At 73.0% G+C, this 17,439-nt stretch carries 17 protein-coding genes; 3 read left to right on the top strand and 14 right to left on the bottom strand.

The annotated features are described in order from the left end of the window. Nucleotides 1-22: 22 nt before the first annotated feature. The 7 genes from IAG42_RS02140 to IAG42_RS02110 form a co-directional block, all read right to left on the bottom strand. Nucleotides 23-1,417, bottom strand: a complete 1,395-nt coding sequence (locus IAG42_RS02140) for an NADP-dependent succinic semialdehyde dehydrogenase (RefSeq protein WP_188335291.1) — start codon at nucleotides 1,415-1,417, stop codon at nucleotides 23-25. Between the two features lie 84 nt (nucleotides 1,418-1,501). After that, nucleotides 1,502-1,981, bottom strand: coding sequence for an NUDIX domain-containing protein (locus tag IAG42_RS02135; protein WP_188335290.1), 480 nt, complete (start codon nucleotides 1,979-1,981; stop codon nucleotides 1,502-1,504). A gap of 10 nt (nucleotides 1,982-1,991) precedes the next feature. Next, nucleotides 1,992-3,515 carry an MFS transporter gene (locus IAG42_RS02130; protein WP_188335289.1) on the bottom strand — a complete coding sequence of 508 codons (1,524 nt, stop codon included), beginning with the start codon at nucleotides 3,513-3,515 and terminating at the stop codon, nucleotides 1,992-1,994. 153 nt (nucleotides 3,516-3,668) lie between these two features. Then, entirely contained in the window at nucleotides 3,669-4,967 is a 1,299-nt protein-coding gene (locus IAG42_RS02125) for a cation:proton antiporter (RefSeq protein ID WP_188335288.1), read from the bottom strand. A gap of 4 nt (nucleotides 4,968-4,971) precedes the next feature. After that, nucleotides 4,972-5,457 carry a cation:proton antiporter regulatory subunit gene (locus IAG42_RS02120; protein WP_188335287.1) on the bottom strand — a complete coding sequence of 162 codons (486 nt, stop codon included), beginning with the start codon at nucleotides 5,455-5,457 and terminating at the stop codon, nucleotides 4,972-4,974. 84 nt (nucleotides 5,458-5,541) lie between these two features. Then, on the bottom strand, nucleotides 5,542-7,092 hold the full coding sequence (locus IAG42_RS02115; RefSeq protein ID WP_188335286.1) for an ATP-dependent DNA ligase: 1,551 nt from the start codon (nucleotides 7,090-7,092) through the stop codon (nucleotides 5,542-5,544). A 368-nt stretch (nucleotides 7,093-7,460) separates the two neighbouring features. Next, nucleotides 7,461-8,252, bottom strand: a complete 792-nt coding sequence (locus IAG42_RS02110; protein ID WP_188335285.1) for an ABC transporter permease — start codon at nucleotides 8,250-8,252, stop codon at nucleotides 7,461-7,463. Between the two features lie 117 nt (nucleotides 8,253-8,369). Between IAG42_RS02110 and IAG42_RS02105 the strand changes: the two genes are divergently transcribed. Together IAG42_RS02105 and IAG42_RS02100 are read left to right on the top strand one after the other, a co-directional pair. Continuing rightward, nucleotides 8,370-9,455, top strand: coding sequence for an S-(hydroxymethyl)mycothiol dehydrogenase (locus tag IAG42_RS02105; RefSeq protein ID WP_188335284.1), 1,086 nt, complete (start codon nucleotides 8,370-8,372; stop codon nucleotides 9,453-9,455). Then, on the top strand, nucleotides 9,455-10,108 hold the full coding sequence (locus IAG42_RS02100) for an MBL fold metallo-hydrolase (RefSeq protein ID WP_188335283.1): 654 nt from the start codon (nucleotides 9,455-9,457) through the stop codon (nucleotides 10,106-10,108). The genes IAG42_RS02105 and IAG42_RS02100 overlap by 1 nt, the downstream gene beginning before the upstream one ends. A gap of 59 nt (nucleotides 10,109-10,167) precedes the next feature. Here IAG42_RS02100 and IAG42_RS02095 read toward each other — a convergent pair whose 3' ends face one another. The 3 genes from IAG42_RS02095 to IAG42_RS02085 form a co-directional block, all read right to left on the bottom strand. After that, nucleotides 10,168-10,572, bottom strand: a complete 405-nt coding sequence (locus IAG42_RS02095; protein WP_188335282.1) for an ATP-binding protein — start codon at nucleotides 10,570-10,572, stop codon at nucleotides 10,168-10,170. Between the two features lie 117 nt (nucleotides 10,573-10,689). Next, nucleotides 10,690-10,995, bottom strand: coding sequence for a hypothetical protein (locus IAG42_RS02090; RefSeq protein ID WP_188335281.1), 306 nt, complete (start codon nucleotides 10,993-10,995; stop codon nucleotides 10,690-10,692). Between the two features lie 91 nt (nucleotides 10,996-11,086). Continuing rightward, a complete protein-coding gene (locus IAG42_RS02085; RefSeq protein ID WP_188335280.1) occupies nucleotides 11,087-12,664 on the bottom strand; it encodes an FMN-binding glutamate synthase family protein in 1,578 nt (525 codons plus the stop codon). Between the two features lie 141 nt (nucleotides 12,665-12,805). Here IAG42_RS02085 and IAG42_RS02080 point away from each other — a divergent pair, with 141 nt between their 5' ends. Next, on the top strand, nucleotides 12,806-13,501 hold the full coding sequence (locus IAG42_RS02080; RefSeq protein ID WP_188335279.1) for a DUF2470 domain-containing protein: 696 nt from the start codon (nucleotides 12,806-12,808) through the stop codon (nucleotides 13,499-13,501). On the opposite strand, the gene IAG42_RS02075 is transcribed toward IAG42_RS02080, so the two are convergent. The 4 genes from IAG42_RS02075 to IAG42_RS02060 all read right to left on the bottom strand — a co-directional run bounded on the left by IAG42_RS02075 (nucleotide 13,482) and on the right by IAG42_RS02060 (nucleotide 17,406). Next, nucleotides 13,482-14,651, bottom strand: coding sequence for an acyltransferase family protein (locus tag IAG42_RS02075; RefSeq protein ID WP_188335278.1), 1,170 nt, complete (start codon nucleotides 14,649-14,651; stop codon nucleotides 13,482-13,484). The two genes, IAG42_RS02080 and IAG42_RS02075, sit on opposite strands and share 20 nt — an antisense overlap. A 165-nt stretch (nucleotides 14,652-14,816) precedes the next feature. After that, nucleotides 14,817-15,605, bottom strand: a complete 789-nt coding sequence (locus IAG42_RS02070) for an SDR family NAD(P)-dependent oxidoreductase (RefSeq protein ID WP_188335277.1) — start codon at nucleotides 15,603-15,605, stop codon at nucleotides 14,817-14,819. Between the two features lie 8 nt (nucleotides 15,606-15,613). Continuing rightward, nucleotides 15,614-16,279, bottom strand: a complete 666-nt coding sequence (locus tag IAG42_RS02065; protein ID WP_188335276.1) for a TetR/AcrR family transcriptional regulator — start codon at nucleotides 16,277-16,279, stop codon at nucleotides 15,614-15,616. Between the two features lie 86 nt (nucleotides 16,280-16,365). Then, entirely contained in the window at nucleotides 16,366-17,406 is a 1,041-nt protein-coding gene (locus tag IAG42_RS02060) for a beta-ketoacyl-[acyl-carrier-protein] synthase family protein (RefSeq protein ID WP_188335275.1), read from the bottom strand. Nucleotides 17,407-17,439: the final 33 nt, after the last annotated feature.

Here is a 17,439-nt window from a genome sequence, read left to right as displayed (position 1 = left end):
TCAGGACCGGCCCCGTACGGGATCAGGCCCCGATCCACACCGTCGTGATGTCGCAGAACTCCTTGATCCCGTGCCCCGAGAGCTCCCGCCCGTACCCGGAGCGCTTGTTCCCGCCGAACGGCAGCGCGGGATGCGAGGCGGTCATCCCGTTCACGAAGACACCGCCCGCCTGGCTGTCCCGGGCGAAGCGCTCGATCTCCTCCGCGTCGCCGGTCCACAGGTTCGAACTCAGCCCGAACGGAGTGTCGTTGGCGAGCTCGATCGCCGCGTCCAGACCCGTGACCCGGTACAGCGTCGCGACGGGCCCGAACGTCTCCTCGCGGTGGATCCGCATCTCCGGGGTGATGTCGGCCAGCACCGTCGGCTCGTAGAACCAGCCGTGCCGGTCGAAGTCCTTCGGCCGCCGCCCGCCGCACAGGACGGTCGCCCCGCTCTCCACCGCCTCGTCGACCAGCTCCTCCAGGTCCTTGCGGCCCTGCTCACTGGCCAGCGGGCCGATGTCGGTCTCCTCGTCGAGCGGGTCGCCGACCTTCAGCGCCCGCATCCCCTCCACGAACGCCTCCCTGAACTCCTCGAACACGTCCTCGTGCACGATGAACCGCTTCGCGGCGATGCACGACTGCCCGTTGTTCTGCGTCCGCGCCGTCACCGCGGTCTTCGCCGCCTTCGCGACGTCCGCCGACGGCATGACCACGTACGGGTCGCTGCCGCCCAGCTCGAGGACCGTCTTCTTCACCTCGTCGCCCGCGACCGACGCGACCGAACGGCCCGCGGGCTCGCTCCCGGTGAGCGTCGCCGCCACCACCCGTTCGTCCCGCAGCACGCCCTCCACCGCGCCCGACCCGATGAGCAGCGTCTGGAAACAGCCCTCGGGGAAGCCCGCGCGCAGGAACAGGTCCTCCAGGTACAGCGCGGTCTGCGGCACGTTCGAGGCGTGCTTGAGGAGCCCCACGTTGCCCGCCATCAGTGCCGGCGCCGCGAACCGGACCACCTGCCACAGCGGGAAGTTCCACGGCATCACCGCGAGCACCGGGCCCAGCGGCCGGTAGCGCACCTCGGCGCGGGCCGCGCCGGAGTCCTTCACGTCGGACTCGGCCGGACGCTCCGGCGCGAGCAGCTCCTGCGCGTGGTCCGCGTACCAGCGCATGGTGCGCGCGCACTTGGCCGCCTCCGCGCGGGCCGCCTTGATCGGCTTGCCCATCTCGAGCGTCATGGTCCGGGCGATCTCCGGCGTGTCCGCGTCCAGCAGATCGGCGGCGTGCCGCATCATCCTGGCCCGCTCCTCGAACACCGTCGTGCGGTACGCGGCGAAGGTGCGGGCGGCCAGGGCCAGCTTCTCCTCCAGGGCGTCGGGGGAGAGGGCTTCGTACGTTTCCAGCGTCTCGCCGTTCGCGGGGTTGACCGTCGCGATGGGCATGGGGCGACCTCCTGAGCGCGGTTCCTTCGACCTTCCCGCGCCGCGCGGGGCCGCGCAACGCGAGCACGCCGCTCGCGCCCCGGCTCAGAGCCGCTCGGCGAGCCGGTCCAGGAACACCGCCTGAGCCTTCACCGTCACCGCCCGCGCCGCGTCCAGGCCGAACCACGCCACCCGGTCCAGCTCGGGGAACTCGGCACGGCGGCCCGAGCGCGGCGGCCACTCCATCGTGAACGTGCCCGGCACCACGTCCGCCGGATCCAGATCGCCCTCCACCGCCCACACCGTGACGTGCTTGCCGCCCGACTGCACGACATCGCCGAGCGGCAGCGCGGGCCCGTCCGGCGCCGGTAGCCCCAGCTCCTCGCGGAACTCCCGGCGGGCCGCGTCCCACGCCGTCTCGTCCTCCTCGTACTCGCCCTTCGGCACCGTCCACGCGCCCGCGTCCTTGCGCGCCCAGAACGGGCCGCCCATGTGCCCGAGCAGCACCTCGGGCCCGGCGTCGGTGCGGCGGAACAGCAGCAGGCCCGCGCTGCGCCGCGGTCTCTTCCCGGCTTGGTCGCTCATGCCCTCAGGCTCACATGTGGACGGCTTCGCCGGTCAGCGACCGGGGCGGGCCCGGCCGGTACAGGACCAGCGTCACGACGAACCCGACCGCGAAGAACAGCGCCGACCACCAGTACGCCGTCGAGTAGCTCTCCAGCGCGGCCTGCGTCCTGACCTGCGGGGTCGGCGGCTTGCCCGCCATGTAGTTCGCGGCGGCGCTCGTCGCCAGCGAGTTGAGCAGCGCCGTGCCGATCGAACCGCCCACCTGCTGGCTCGTGTTCACCATGGCGGAGGCCACACCCGCGTCGTGCGCGGCCACACCCGCCGTGGCCAGGTTCATCGCGGTCGCGAAGACCAGGCCGAGGCCGATGCCGGAGACCAGCAACGGGGGCATGACATGGGCCGCGTACGAGCTGTTCGTGTCCAGCGCGGTCAGCCACGCCATACCGGCGGCCGCGAGCGCCATGCCCAGCGGGACCAGGGGTTTCGGGCCGAGCCGGGGGAGCAGCGAGTTGGTCGCCACGACCGACGAGAAGATCATGCACGCCACCATCGGCAGGAACGCCACACCTGTGATCACCGGCGAGTACGCGAGGACCTGCTGGAGGTAGTAGGTCAGGAAGAGGAACACGCCGAACAGGCCGGCGCCGGAGATGAACATCGCCAGGTACGAGGCCCCGCGGTCCCGGTCCGTGACCACCCGCACCGGCAGCAGCGGATGCGCCGCCCGCGTCTCCCACCAGGCGAACACGACGAGCAGCACCGCGCCGGCCACCAGGAAACCCCAGGTCTGCGCGTCGCCCCAGGCGTGCGACTCGGCGTTCGAGAATCCGTACACGATGCAGAACAGGCCGACGGACACCAGGATCGTGCCCGGCACGTCCAGCTTGGGCCGGTCGGCGGGCCGGCCACCGTGCAGCAGCCGCGCCCCGCCGAGGATCGCGACCACCGCGAACAGCAGGTTCACGTACAGGCACCAGCGCCAGTCCAGGTACTCGGTGAGCACGCCGCCGAGCAGCAGACCGACCGCGCCGCCCGCGCCCGCGATGGCGCCGTAGATGCCGAAGGCCTTCGCGCGCTCGCGGGGGTCCGTGAACGTCGTCGTGAGCAGGGACAGCGCGGCCGGCGCGAGCAGCGCGCCGAACATGCCCTGCAGGGCGCGGGCCGCGACCAGCATGCCGAACGTGGTGGCGGCGCCGCCGAACGCGGAGGCCGCGGCGAAGCCCACCAGGCCCGCGAGGAACACCGCCTTGCGGCCCACCAGGTCGGCGATGCGTCCGCCGAGCAGCAGCAGACTGCCGAACGCGAGCGCGTACGCGGTGACGACCCACTGCCGGTTGCCGTCGGTGAAACCCAGATCCCGCTGGGCCGACGGCAGCGCGATGTTCACGATCGTCGCGTCGAGCACGACCATGAGCTGGGCGATGCCGATGACGGCGAGGATCAGCCAGCGGTGCTCGTGCCGGCCGCCGCCGGGGTACGCGGTGCTCGTGCCCGGTGGGGCGGAGGCGGGTACGGATCCGGCGGTTGCTGCGGAATCGGGCGAGCGATCCATGGAGGCCTCCAGACACCCAGGTGCACCCCCCCGATCAACATCGCCCACCACGCTATGCGCCCGAACGAGGGACGGCGACCGGGGAGAGAACGCGTGCGTTCTCCTCGCGGTCGCCGTCGGGCGAGAGGCGTGGGGCCGGACCGGCCCCGGGGTTCAGGCGCGGGTCGCCCCGTCCGAGGCGTCCACCGCGGCCGGTTCCTCCGCAGCGGGCTCCTCCGCGAGCTTCTCCGCGGCCGGTTCCTTCGAGGGGCGTGGCTCCGGCACGGCGGGGGCCGGCACGGGCACGGCCCGCGGGGCGCGCTGCTTGAACAGACGCTGCGCGAGCGGCTCGGTGAACCGCGCGGTCAGCGGTCCCACGATCACCAGGATCAGCACGTACGCGGTCGCCAGCGGGCCGAGCCGCGGCTCGATCCCCGACGTGACGGCGAGACCCGCGATGACGATCGAGAACTCGCCGCGCGCCACGAGCGCGCCGCCCGCCCGCCAGCGGCCCTTGACGGAGATCCCGGCGCGGCGCGCCGCCCAGTACCCCGTGGCGATCTTCGTGCAGGCCGTGACGACGGCCAGGAGCAGCGCGGGCAGCAGCACCGGAGGGATGCTCGCCGGGTCGGTGTGCAGCCCGAAGAACACGAAGAACACGGCGGCGAACAGGTCCCGCAGCGGGGAGAGCAGCGTGTGCGTGCCCTCGGCGACCTCGCCGGACAGCGCGATGCCCACGAGGAACGCGCCGACGGCGGCCGACACCTGGAGCTGCTGGGCGATCCCCGCGACCAGGATCGTCAGACCGAGGACCACCAGGAGCAGCTTCTCCGGGTCGTCGCTGGAGACGAAGCGCGAGATGTGCCGCCCGTAGCGGACGGCGACGAACAGGACGAGCCCGGCCGCGCCCAGCGCGATCGCGAGCGTCATCCCGCCCGCCGCCCAGCCGACCCCCGCCAGCAGCGCCGTGATGATCGGCAGGTACACCGCCATGGCGAGGTCCTCGAGGACGAGGATGCTGAGGATCACCGGCGTCTCGCGATTGCCGACGCGACCAAGGTCGTTGAGCACCTTCGCGATGACGCCCGAGGACGAGATCCACGTGACGCCCGCGAGCACCACGGCGGCGACCGGACCCCAGCCCATCAGCAGCGCGGCGGCGGCGCCCGGCAGCGCGTTGAACGTCATGTCGACGAGGCCGGCCGGGTACTGCGTCTTGAGGTTCGTGACGAGGTCGCTCGCCGTGTACTCGAGCCCCAGCATCAGCAGCAGCAGGATCACGCCTATCTCGGCGCCGATCGCGACGAACTCCTCGCTCGCGCCGAGCGGCAGCAGCCCGCCCTCGCCGAACGCGAGACCGGCCAGCAGATACAGCGGGATGGGGGAGAAGCGCAGCCGCCCCGCGATCCGGCCGAGGAGGCCGAGCGCCAGGATGATCGCCCCGAACTCGATCAGGAAGACAGCGGAATGCATCCGATCACTCCCGACCCAGGATCGTGGCCGCCGCCTCGACGCCCTCGCGGGTGCCGATGACGATGACGGTGTCCCCGCCCGCGAGCCGGAAGTCCGGCGCGGGGGACGGGATCGCGTCCGCGCGGCGCAGCACGGCCACGATGGACGCCCCGGTCTCCGTGCGCATCTGCGTCTCGCCGAGCAGCCGCCCGTTCCAGTACGAGGTCGCCGCCACCTCGATGCGCTCGGCGACCAGGCCCAGGTCCGTGGTGTGCAGCAGGTTCGGGCTGTGGTGCGAGGGCATCAACGCGTCGATGAGCGCCTCGGCCTCACCCGACGTCAGCTTCAGCGACAGGGAGCAGGCGTCCGGGTCGTCGGCCTGGTACGCGCTGAGGGTGCGGCCGCCGTCCCGGTGGGCGACGACCGACAGCAGCCGCTGCTCGCGCGTCGTCAGGTCGTAGCGGATGCCGATCCCTGGCAATGGTGTCCTGCTCAGGCGTGAAGCGGGCACGTCTCCCCCTGCGAATGGATGTCGAATGCACCTTGTTCGGCGCTCGGGACACCTTATACGTGCCATGTTTTGGCAAAGAAACGGTCAGGCGTCGGGGGGTCGGTCCCGCTGGGTGAGGACGGTCTCCACGGTGTCCGCCTGCTCGGGCGCCTTGTCCTCCCGGTACCGCACCACCCGCGCGAAGCGCAGCGTGACGCCCTCCGGGTAGCGCGTGGACCGCTGGAGTCCGTCGTACGCGATCTCGACGACCAGTTCCGGACGCACCGTCACCACGTGCCCGTCGTCGGACAGGGCGAGCGCGCGCAGCCGCTCGGTCTGCCAGTTGAGGAGCGCGTCCGTCAGCCCCTTGAACGTCTTGCCGAGCATCGCGTACGAGCCGTCGGCGCGCCGTGCCCCCAGGTGGAGGTTGGACAGCCGGCCGGTGCGTCGCCCGTGCCCCCACTCCGCCGCGAGCACCACCAGGTCGAGCGTGTGCACGGGCTTCACCTTCAGCCAGGACGCGCCCCGGCGGCCCGCGCTGTACGGCGCCTCGAGTCCCTTCAGGACGACGCCCTCGTGGCCGCGCTCCAGCGTCGCCGCGAAGAACGCGTCGGCCGCGGACCGCTGTTCGGCGTCCGACTCGTCCTCCACCACGAGGCGGCGCACCCGCATCGGCTCCGGAACCAGACCGGCCAGCCGCTCGTGCCGCCGCGCGAACGGCAGATCCAGCAGGTCCTCGCCGTCCACGGACAGGACGTCGAAGAAGACGGGGGAGACCGGCACGGCCGCGGCCGCCCGCGCCACGTCGACCCGGGAGCCGACCCGGCCCGCGATCTCCTGGAACGGGCGCGGCCGCCCCGCCGTGTCGAACGCGATGACCTCCCCGTCCAGCACGAACGACGTCCCGTACAACGCGCGCGCCGCCGCGGTCACTTCGGGCAGCCGGTCCGTGATGTCGTCCAGGGTGCGCGTGAAGATCCCCACCTCGTCGCCGGAACGGTGCACCTGCACGCGGATGCCGTCGAGCTTCTCCTCCACCGCGCACGCCCCGAGCTTGTCCAGGCCCTCGCCGACCGACCCCGCGGTGTGCGCCAGCATCGGCAGCACGGGCCGGCCCACCGTCAGGCGGAAGTCCTCCAGCGCGGCCGGGCCCCGCGCCAGCAGCGCCTGCGCCACCGGCTGCACCCCGCCGGCCAGCATCACCGCGCGGCGCACCTCGGCGGGCGCCGCGTCCGTGGCCTTCGCCAGCCCGTCGATCGCCACCGCGTCCAGCGCGCCCTGACGCACCTCGCCCGTCACGAGCCCGAACAGGAACCGCTGCTCCGGCTCCGTCGCCGCGCCGAGCAGCTCCCCGACCAGTCGCGTCCGCTCCGCCTGCGAACCGGCGCCCGAGACGTCGCCGATGACGGTGAGCGCGGCGTCCACGTCCTGGACCGTGAGCCGGGGCTCGGCCGCGGGCTCCACCCGCCGGCTCAGCACCCGCCACCCGATCCCGAGCCTCCCCTGGGGCAGCCGCCCCGCCAGGTACGGGATGACGATCGCCACGTCGTCCGGATGCGTGTCCCGGAACAGCTCCGCGAGCAGCTCGATCTTCCGGGACCGCGCCGAGGCGGCGGCAACCTCCTGAGACACCTGAGCGAGCCGTGCCAGCAACATCCGTCCATGGTCCTACGGGCCCCTGGCTCACCGCATGTCCTGCGCGGCGCCACCCTCCTCACGCTGACGCGACCGCTGCGGCCCGGTGGGGGCTGATCGCGCAGTTCCCCGCGCCCCTGGGGGTGCGCACTTCGTGCGCGCCCCCCCATCGGGGCAGCTGCGCGCAGCGCAGGCTTCCAGGGGAAGGCGGGGCGAAGCCGCAGGCCTTCAGGGGCGCGGGGCCGTACATCAGCGGCTCCGCCGCGGGGCGCGACCAGCCCCCACCGGGCCGCACTCGGCGACGACACCGCATCGGGCAGACGAGAGCCGCGAGGAGCCGATCCGGGCGCACGGGCCTGCACGCGAGACCCGAGGGCCGCTGCCCGGGCTCACGGCCCCGGGCGGTGCAGACGGCCCCGGGCCACCAGTTCCACCGTTGCCGCCACCGCGATCGCCTGGACCGCCATCAGCGCCACGAGGACGAACAGCTGGACCGCGCCCGCCGACACCGGGGACGCGCCGCCCAGGAGCATGCCGACGAAGGCGCCGGGCAGCGTCACCAGGCCGACCGTGCGGGTCTGGTCCAGGCCGGGGAGGAGGGCCTCGGACGCGGCGGGGCGGGCGATCTCCAGGCGGGCCTCGCGGGGGAGCAGCCCGAGCGAGAGGCAGGCCTCGACCTCGCCCTTGCGCAGGGTCAGCTCGTCCAGGGCGCGCCGCCCCGCGAGGACCGTCGCCGTCATCGCCCCGCCGATCAGGATGCCGGTCACCGGGATCAGCGCGATCCCGCGCATCGGCAGCAGCCCGGACAGGACGAGCGCTCCGACGATCGGCGCGACGGGCAGCGCGATCGGCACCGCCGCCCAGGCCAAGCCCCACCCGCGGGCCCGCGTCACGCGCCGCCCGGCCGTCACCGCGGCCACGGTGCCCATCACCAGCAGGAAGCCGAGCAGCGCCGCCCCGTGCCGCACCACCCAGCCGATCACCAGCGCCACGACCGCGAGCTGCACCGCGGCCCGCACCCCCGCGAGCACGATGTCCCGCGCACGCCGCCACGACCCGTCCGGCGCGAGCCGGAACACCGCCGCGACCGTGGCCGCGAGGACCAGCAGCACGATCAGCGCCGCCGCGAGCGACCCGTCGACCGGCAGCAGCGTCGACGCCGCCAAGCTTGTCTCACGCACGTACGCAGCCTAGAACGCCCCGACCTGCGCACCCCTGCTGCGCCGCACCCCCGGCGTGAGCGACGATGGGCGGGCAACAAGCGTGAACGAACGCGTAGAGAAAGAGGGCTGACCGTCATGGCACAGCAGGTTCAGGGCGTGATCGCACGGGCCAAGGGCGCACCGGTGACCATCGAGACGATCATCGTGCCGGACCCCGGACCGGGCGAGGCCGTCGTGAAGGTCCAGGCGTGCGGGGTCTGCCACACCGATCTGCACTACCGGGAGGGCGGGATCAACGACGAGTTCCCGTTCCTGCTCGGTCACGAGGCCGCCGGCGTCGTCGAGTCGGTCGGCGAGGGCGTCACCGAGGTCGCCCCCGGCGACTATGTGATCCTCAACTGGCGCGCGGTGTGCGGCCAGTGCCGCGCGTGTCTGCGCGGTCGCCCCCAGTACTGCTTCAACACCCACAACGCGAAGCAGAAGATGACGCTGACGGACGGCACGGAGCTGTCCCCGGCGCTCGGCATCGGCGCGTTCGCCGAGAAGACCCTCGTCGCCGCCGGCCAGTGCACCAAGGTCGATCCGTCCGCCTCGCCCGCCGCCGCGGGCCTGCTCGGCTGCGGCGTCATGGCGGGCCTCGGCGCCGCCATCAACACCGGTGAGGTCGGCCGCGGCGACTCCGTGGCCGTCATCGGCTGCGGCGGCGTGGGCAACGCGGCGGTCGTGGGCGCCCGCCTCGCCGGAGCCGCGAAGATCATCGCCGTGGACATCGACGACAAGAAGCTGGAGACCGCCCGCTCGCTGGGCGCCACCCACACCGTCAACTCCCGCTCCACCGACGCTGTCGAGGCCGTGCGCGAGCTGACCGGCGGCTTCGGCGCCGACGTCGTCATCGACGCGGTCGGCCGCCCGGAGACGTACGAGCAGGCCTTCTACGCCCGCGACCTCGCCGGCACCGTCGTCCTCGTCGGCGTGCCCACCCCGGAGATGCGCCTCGACCTGCCGCTGCTCGACGTCTTCGGCCGCGGCGGCTCGCTCAAGTCGTCCTGGTACGGCGACTGCCTGCCCTCCCGCGACTTCCCGATGCTCATCGACCTGTACCTCCAGGGCCGCCTCGACCTCGATGCGTTCGTGACCGAGACCATCGCGCTCGCGGACGTCGAGAAGGCCTTCGAGCGGATGCACCAGGGCGACGTCCTGCGTTCGGTGGTGGTCTTCTGATGGCCGCCACCGAAGCAGCCGCGGGCCCCGCGCGCGTCGAACACCTCGTCACGTCCGGCACGTTCTCGCTCGACGGCGGCACCTGGGACGTCGACAACAACGTGTGGCTCGTCGGCGACGACCGCGAGGTGGTCGTCATCGACGCCGCCCACGACGCCGACGCCATCGCCGAGGCCGTCGGGGAGCGCCGGCTCGTCGCCATCGTGTGCACCCACGCGCACGACGACCACATCGACGCGGCCCCCGCGCTCGCCGAGCGCACCGGGGCACCGATCCTGCTGCACCCGGCCGACACCGAACTGTGGAAGCGGACCCACCCGGACCGCGCGCCCGACGGTGAACTGGCCGACGGACAGCGGCTGTCCGTCGCCGGGGTCGAGCTGACGGTGCTGCACACGCCCGGCCACTGCCACGGCGCCGTCAGCCTGTACGCCCCGGCACTCGGCACCGTCTTCACCGGCGACACCCTGTTCCAGGGCGGCCCGGGCGCCACCGGCCGCACCTTCAGCGACTTCCCGACGATCATCGAGTCGATCCGCGGGAAGCTCCTGACGCTGCCGGAGGACACCGTGGTCCGCACCGGTCACGGCGACGCGACGACGATCGGCGCCGAGGCACCGCAGTTGGAGGAGTGGATCGCGCGGGGCCACTGAGCCCCGCGTTCCACCAGGACGCGGCGGCGGCCCGAGGGCCGGCGTCGCGTCCCGCGCGTTCAGCAGGGGCCGAGGACCGCCCGCACCGTCTTGCCGCCGTACGGATGCCGCTCCACGCTCCAGCGGTCGGCCAGCGCGTGCACCAGGGCGATCCCGCGTCCCGACTCGGCGCTCGTGGACGCCGGCCGCATCCGGGGAAGCCCCGGCGCGTCGTCGTGCACGGCCACCGTCAGTTCGCCCGCGTCGAGGCGCAGGCTCATCCGGACGCTGCGCCCGCGGGACGCCCGGGTCGCGTTCGTGACCAGTTCGGAGACCACCAGCTCGGCGTCGCCCGCCGCGCACTCCATCTGCCCGGCGAGGAACGACCGGGTCATGCGACGGGCCCATCGCGCCGCTCCCGAGCCCTGCGGCATCAGGAACTCCACGCGCGCGGTACGCCGGTCGGCGCCCATGGACGCACGCATGACGATCACTCCCTCTCGTTCGCGTCGGGGGCGGAACCCCCTCGTAACGAGCCATCTTCCCCGGGAACCTGATCGACAAGCAGATCACGGGCGGGCCGTGTGCGCGCCCTGCCCGGCTCAGGCCGGGTCGGCGGCCGCCGCCGGACCGGCCGGATGGGCCAGCGTGTCGAGGAAGCGGTCGAGCGCCGGGGACGAGGCGCCGCTTCCGCATCCGGTCCGCTCCAGATGCGGTATCGACAGTTTGCCCAGGTGCGGGGCCCGGGCCTCCAGCGCCTCGGTCAGATGCAGGCGTTCCAGCGCCCGCTCGGCGGCGGAGCGGGCCACGTACTCGCTCACGGTCACTCCCAGATGGTCCGCGTGCCTGCGGACCGCCTCGTACTCGTCGGCCGTGAAGAGCTCTCGGAGCAGTGCAGTACCGTCCATGGCGGGCATGATGCCGCTCGCGACGCCGAGCGCGTGGGCGGATGGCATATTCACCCCCCGTTCGCGTGGAGTTGGGGTGAGCGGGTGGCGTTCAGAAGCGGTCGGGGTCCGCGGCCGCCCAGTCCTGGGCCCAGCCCTCGGGGGGCTCCGAGGTCAGCCGGCCCGGCTCCAGCCACGCGTAGAGCCGCGCGTAGGAGACCAGTTCGTGGGGTGCGATGCGGCGGACCAGTTGGTGAGGCCCCAGGTCACGCGGGTCGCGGACGCCCATCGCCGCCATGATCTGGGCGGCGCTGCGCACCGTCGCCCGCTGGTAGTGGTACACGCGGGCGGCCTTGTCGTTGATGTCCAGGGCGCGCACCCGGCGCGGATCCTGGGTCGTGACCCCGACCGGGCAGGTGTTGGTGTGGCAGCGCTGGGCCTGGATGCAGCCGACCGCGAACATCATGGCGCGCGCCGCGTTCGTGAAGTCCGCGCCCTGGACGAGCCGCTTGACGATGTCGGCGCCGGTGGCGACCTTGCCGCTCGCGCCGATCCGGATCCGGTCCCGCAGCCCGGCCCCGACCAGCGCGTTGTGCACGGTGATCAGGCCCTCGGTGAGCGGGGTGCCGAGATGGTCGGCGAACTCCAGCGGGGCCGCGCCGGTGCCGCCCTCGGAGCCGTCCACGATGACGAAGTCCGGGCTGACGCCCTCGGCCAGCATCGCCTTGCAGACCGCGAGGAACTGGACGCGTGAACCGACGCACAGCTTGAACCCGACGGGTTTGCCGCCCGCAAGCTCCCGCAGCTCCGCGAGGAACAGCACCATCTCGCGCGGCGTCGAGAACTCCCGGTGATAGGGCGGAGAGATGACCGTCTCGCCCACCGGCACGTCCCGCACCCGGGCGATCTCGGCGTCCACCTTGCCGCCCGGCAGCACCCCGCCGATCCCGGGCTTCGCCCCCTGCGACAGCTTCAGCGACACACATTTGACCCGGGAGTCGGCCACCTTGTCCGCGAACTCGGCGCGGTCCATGCCCCCGTCCTTCGTGCGGCAGCCGAAGTAGCCGGTGCCGATCTCCCAGACCAGGTCGCCGCCCGGCGCCAGATGGTGGTCCGATAGGCCGCCCTCCCCGGTGTCGTGGGCGAAGCCGCCGCGTGCCGCGCCCGCGTTGAGCGCCCGGATGGCGTGCGAGGACAGCGCGCCGAAGCTCATCCCGGAGACGTTCAGCAGGGACATGTCGTACGGGTGTGAGCAGTCGGGCCCGCCGATCCGTACCGTCGGCGCCTTCTCGGGCGCGTCCACCGGCCGCATGGACGGGACCAGGAACTCGTGTCCGGACGCGTACACGTCCTGCTCGGTGCCGAAGGGCTCCGCCGCCTCGGTGTCCTTGGCCCGCTCGTAGACGATGCTGCGCACATCGCGGTCGTAGGGCCGGCCGTCGTAGTTGCGCTCGATGAAGTACTGCTGCATCTCGGGGCGCAGCGACTCCATCACGAAGCGCAGATGGCCGACGAGCGGGTAGTTGCGCAGCACCGAGTGGCGGGTCTGCGTCAGATCGGCGACGCCGAGCGCGGCCAGGGCGAGCAGGGGACCGGCGGCGCACCACCACCAGGGCGACACGAGCAGCGACAGGGCCGTCGTCGCGGCCGCCGCGGCGACGACGAGGACGAGCAGGAGGAATCGGTGCATCTTCCGAGTCAAGCGCACGGCGGCGCGCTCGGACGGGGACGACACAGGGCCGTGGGGTGGACCGGAGGGCGGGCCCCGGGGCTGGACCCTCACCGAGGTCTCGGATAAGTTAGGCAAGCCTTACCTAATGGAGGTTCCGGGATGGGTGTCCGATCGATCGCTGCCGCCGTGCCCACCACGGCGGCCCACGCACGCTCCGTGCTCGCCACCGCATTCAGCTGCGGCATCACCACCGACGTGGGACGGGACGACCTCGTCGGCGCCCACCGCGTCGACGAGGACGGCACCCTGCGCATCGCGCCGCCGCCCGACAGCGTCCTCGCCGCCGCCGCGCTCTGCGCCCCGCACGGCCGCCCCACGACCCTCGTGGAGTTCGCCGACACCGCGCCCGTCCCCGTACGGGACCGGATCCGCGCCCGGCTCTGGCTCTCCGGCGAACTCGTCCCGGACGGCGACGAACTGGTGCTGCGCACCGAACGCGCCGTCCTGCAGACCCGCACCGGCCGCACCGGCATCGACCTCGACGAACTCGCCGCCACCGGCGCCGACCCGCTGGCCCGCGCCGAACCCCGGCTCCTCACCCACCTCGCCGACGTCCACCCCGAGGCCGTCGAGCAGCTCACCCGGCTCATCTGCCCCGACAGCCTGCACGGCGTCACCCGCGTCCAGCCGCTCGCCGTCGACCGGCACGGACTGACACTCCGTCTGGAACGCGCCCGCGGACAGGCCGACGTCCGCATCCCGTTCCACAGCCCCGCCGACGACCTGGCCTCGCTCACCGAACGCATGCAGTGCCTGCTCGCCTCGGCGCAGGCCGTCACCCACCGCCGGATGTGACCCGCGCCGGCTCCCGCTCCCACTCCCGGGCCGCCGCCCGGCGCTCGCGCCGCGTCGGCCGGAACGCCCACTCCATGGCCGGCTCCACCACCGGCCGGAACACCCGGCGCACCGGCCCCGTGCACAGCAGCGTGATCCCGCCGGCCGCCAGGCCCGTCACCGCCAGTTCGCCCAGCGGCGTGTGCAGCCACGGATGCGCGTACCAGTCGCCGAACCGGGCCGCCTTGATGACGAACCCGTGCAGCAGATACGCGTACAGCGTCCCCGTGCCCAGCGCCGTGCACCACAGCCTGCGGCCCGGCACCCACGCCAGGAAGCAGGCGGTCAGCACCAGCGCCAGCACGAAGAGCGCGGGCGTGACGATCAGCCCCGTCCAGGCCGGCACGCCCTGCTCCGCCACGCTGGCACGGTGATAGAACCAGCCCGCGTCCAGCCTCGGCTCCACGGCGTACGCCGCCACGACCGCCGCCGCGAGGACCGCCAGCGCCACGCGGCGCATCCGCCAGGTCCGCAGCCGCGCGAAGTGCTCCGGCCGCAGCACGAGCCCCACCACGAAGAACGGCAGGAACTGCAGCACCCGCTGCAACGCCAGATCCCCGCCCGCGCCCGGCCACATCGACATCGCCGTGCCGATCGCCAGCGCCACCGGCACCGGATGCCGCAGCTGCAGCCACAGCGGCGTCGACATCCGCCACACGAACAGCGCGACCAGGAACCACATCAGATACCAGGGATCCAGCAGGCTGACCGGATACCCCGGATCGTCCTGAGCCCAGCGGTAGAACAGCGTGTACGCCACCTCGAAGACGACGTACGGCACGACGACCCCGGTGATCAGCCGCCGCAGCCGGCCCGGCGCCATGTCGAAGCTCCGCGAGAAATACCCGGACACGAGCGCGAACGCCGGCATGTGGAAGGCGTAGACGAACAGGTACACCGCGTGCACGGCCCGGCTGCCGTACGTCAGCGGCTCCCAGGCGTGCCCGCACGCGACCAGCACGATCGTCAGGTACTTCACGTTGTCGAAGTACGACTCCCGGGCGGCCGGTCTGCCCTGCTCGGGAGCCGCCACCGGCTCCCGCACCCGCGGCTGTGCCCGCACCTCGGGTGGTGTCTGCGTCGGTGTCCGTGCCGTCGTCCGTTGTGCCATCGCGTCGCGGTGCCCCTCGTCGTGCGTGTCGCCCGTCGGGTGAGTACAGGCCTCCCGTCTTCCCGCCCTCGACCGTTCCATGGCACCCCGAAACGGGACAAGGGCCCCCGGCGGCGAGTCGGAACTCGCCGCCGGGAGCCCTGAAGTGAGCGGCGCCCGGGCGTGTCACACGGCCGTGTAGCCGCCGTCCACCAGGTGGTAGCTGCCCGCCACGAACGAGGCGCGGTCCGAGAGCAGGAACACGATCAGCTCCGCGACCTCCTCCGAGCGGCCGAGCCGGCCCGCCGGGTGCAGGGCGACCAGACCGTCGTAGGCGGCCCTGTCCATCTCCTTGAGCAGCGGGGTGTCGATGAAGCCCGGGCCCACCGCGTTGACCCGGATGCCCTTCGCCGCGTACTCGGCGGCGGCCGTCTTGGTCAGACCCACGACGCCGTGCTTGGCCGCCACGTACGCCGGGGAGCCGGCGAAGCCGACCGAGCCGAGGATCGACGCGACGTTGACGATCGCGCCGCCCTGGCCCGAGGCCTGCATGGCCGGGATCTCGTGCCGCATGCTGAAGAACACGCCGTCCAGGTTGGTCCGGACGACCCGGTGGTAGACATCGATGTCGTACTCGCCGGTCGGGGCGCTCGCGCCGCCGATGCCCGCGTTGTTGACGGCCAGGTCGAGCCCGCCGAACGTGTCGACCGTGAACTGCACGGCCGCGCGCACCGACTCCGGGTCGGTCACGTCGAGTGCCACGGCCGCCGCCTCGACGCCCTCCTCGCGCAGCGCCTTCACGGCGTCCCGGGCGCCCTGCTCGTTGAAGTCCGCGACGACGACCCGCGCGCCGCCGAGGCCGAGCCGGCGGGCGGTGGCCAGGCCGATGCCGGAGGCGGCGCCGGTGACGAGGGCGGTCTTCCCGGCGAACTCGGTGGCGTAGTCGGGGGTGATGGCGGAAGGGGTGGTGCTCATGGTGCGGTTCACTCTCTGGTCGCGTGGTCGGCGGCCGCCGCGCGGGCGGCCTCCTCGAAGAGGGCGTCGTAGGCCCGCGCCACCAGATCGGCGAGGTCTTCGGCGTCCGAGCCGGCGCCGCGCGCCCAGGTGCGCAGCGCGGCGGTCAGCACACCGGCGGCGGCGCCGACGACGATCCCGGGAAGCGGGTCCCGGGCCGGGTCGGTGCCGAGCCGGTCGGCGATGATGCGTACGGACTCCTCCTGGGCGTCGACCCGGATGCGCTCGTACGCGGCGAACAGGGCGGGCTCCTCGTCCACGACCGCGTACAGCTCGCGCAACCGCGGGCGGTGGTGCCAGCCGGGGGTGTCCCGGTCGGTCAGCCAGTCCGCGACGGCCCGGCGGTACGCGAGGAGCGGGGGCTCGTCGGCGGGGCGCTCGCGCAGCGCGGCGTTGATCCCCGCGCCGTCGGCCCGCGTGAAGTCGAGCGCCGCGTCCTCCTTGCCGGTGAAGTGCCGGCTGAAGGTGCGGCGGGTGACGTCCGCGCGCTCGGCGATCGCCTCGACGGTGACGGCCGCGAGTCCCTTCTCGAGCACGAGCTCGACGGCCGCCTCGGCCAGCGCCTCACGCGTCCTGAGCGCCTTCAGCTGCCGCCGGTCGACCCCTTGGGTCCCCACACCCTCGTTCGCCTTCATGCCCCCAGAGTACACCTTCATGTCCCGAGGGGACATGAGTCCCGGCGGGACATCTTTCACGGGGTGGATGTGCAGGCGGGGGCGGGTCAGGCGTGCCAGTGACACTTCAGGGCCGCGCTGAAGAAACCCGGGCCGTAGGCGACGGCGAGCCCGCGGGCGTCCGCCGCCGGCGGTGCGGCGCAGGTGCGCTCCAGGACGCGCAGGAGGCTGACGCCGCCCAGGTTGCCCTCGTCGGCGAGGGACTCGGTGGAGTGACGGGTGAGTTCGGGATCGATCCCGAAGGCCTCGGCGGTGTCGCCGATGATGCTCAGGCCGCCGGGGTGGATCACGGTGAAGTCCGGGACCTGTGCCCCGTACCAGTCCTTGACGACGGTCAGTGTCTCGGCTGCGGTGGTGGGGGCGAGTTTCGTCGACTCGAAGTGCATTCCCTTGTCGTCGAGCCTGCCTCTGTAGCGGGTGACGCTGTCCGGGAGCGTGTACTCGAAGGTGTCGTCGACGGCGAGCCCCGGGCCGAGCGGCTCGCTCGTGACCACGGTGGCCGCGGCCGCGTCGCCGAAGAGCGCCTTGTAGATCATCGACTCGATCGACGACGCCGCGTGGTTGTACGTAGCGGACAGCACCTCGGAGGCCACCACGAGGACGGCGCTGCCGGGGCGCGCGGCGACGAGGTCCGAGGCGCGGATGAGGGCCTGGGCGCCACCCCCGCAGGCGGCCGTCGTCATGGCGATACGCCGGGTCGTCGGCCGCAGCCCGAGGCGGTGGATGAGGTGGATGTCCAGGTTCGGCACGGCCCAGCCGGTCGCGTGCGTCGTCACGATGGCATCGATGTCGTCCACCGTCAGGCCGGCGGTCTCCAGAGCGGACATCGAGGCCCGCTCGGCCAGATCCAGCGCGTCCTCGAACGCGAGCCGTGTGCGCTCGTCCACGCCCGCGGTGCCCGAGATCGTGGCCGCGTCGAGCGGCCGGGTGAAGTGGCGGGTGCGCACCCCGCAGTTGTCGACGACCCGCAGGACGGCCCGCAGTCGCGGATGGTCCGGATGGTGCAGTCGTATGTCGTCGGATATCTCCTCGGTGGTGACCTTATGGGTGCCGAGGACGGTCCGGGGCGGTGAGACGTACGCGGGCATGGCAGCTCCCACAGGGGTGAGTAGGGAGTGGGG

It is taken from the genome of Streptomyces xanthii (assembly GCF_014621695.1).
In the GTDB taxonomy this organism is placed as follows: domain Bacteria; phylum Actinomycetota; class Actinomycetes; order Streptomycetales; family Streptomycetaceae; genus Streptomyces; species Streptomyces xanthii.
This window is presented reverse-complemented; position numbering and strand designations above follow the sequence as displayed.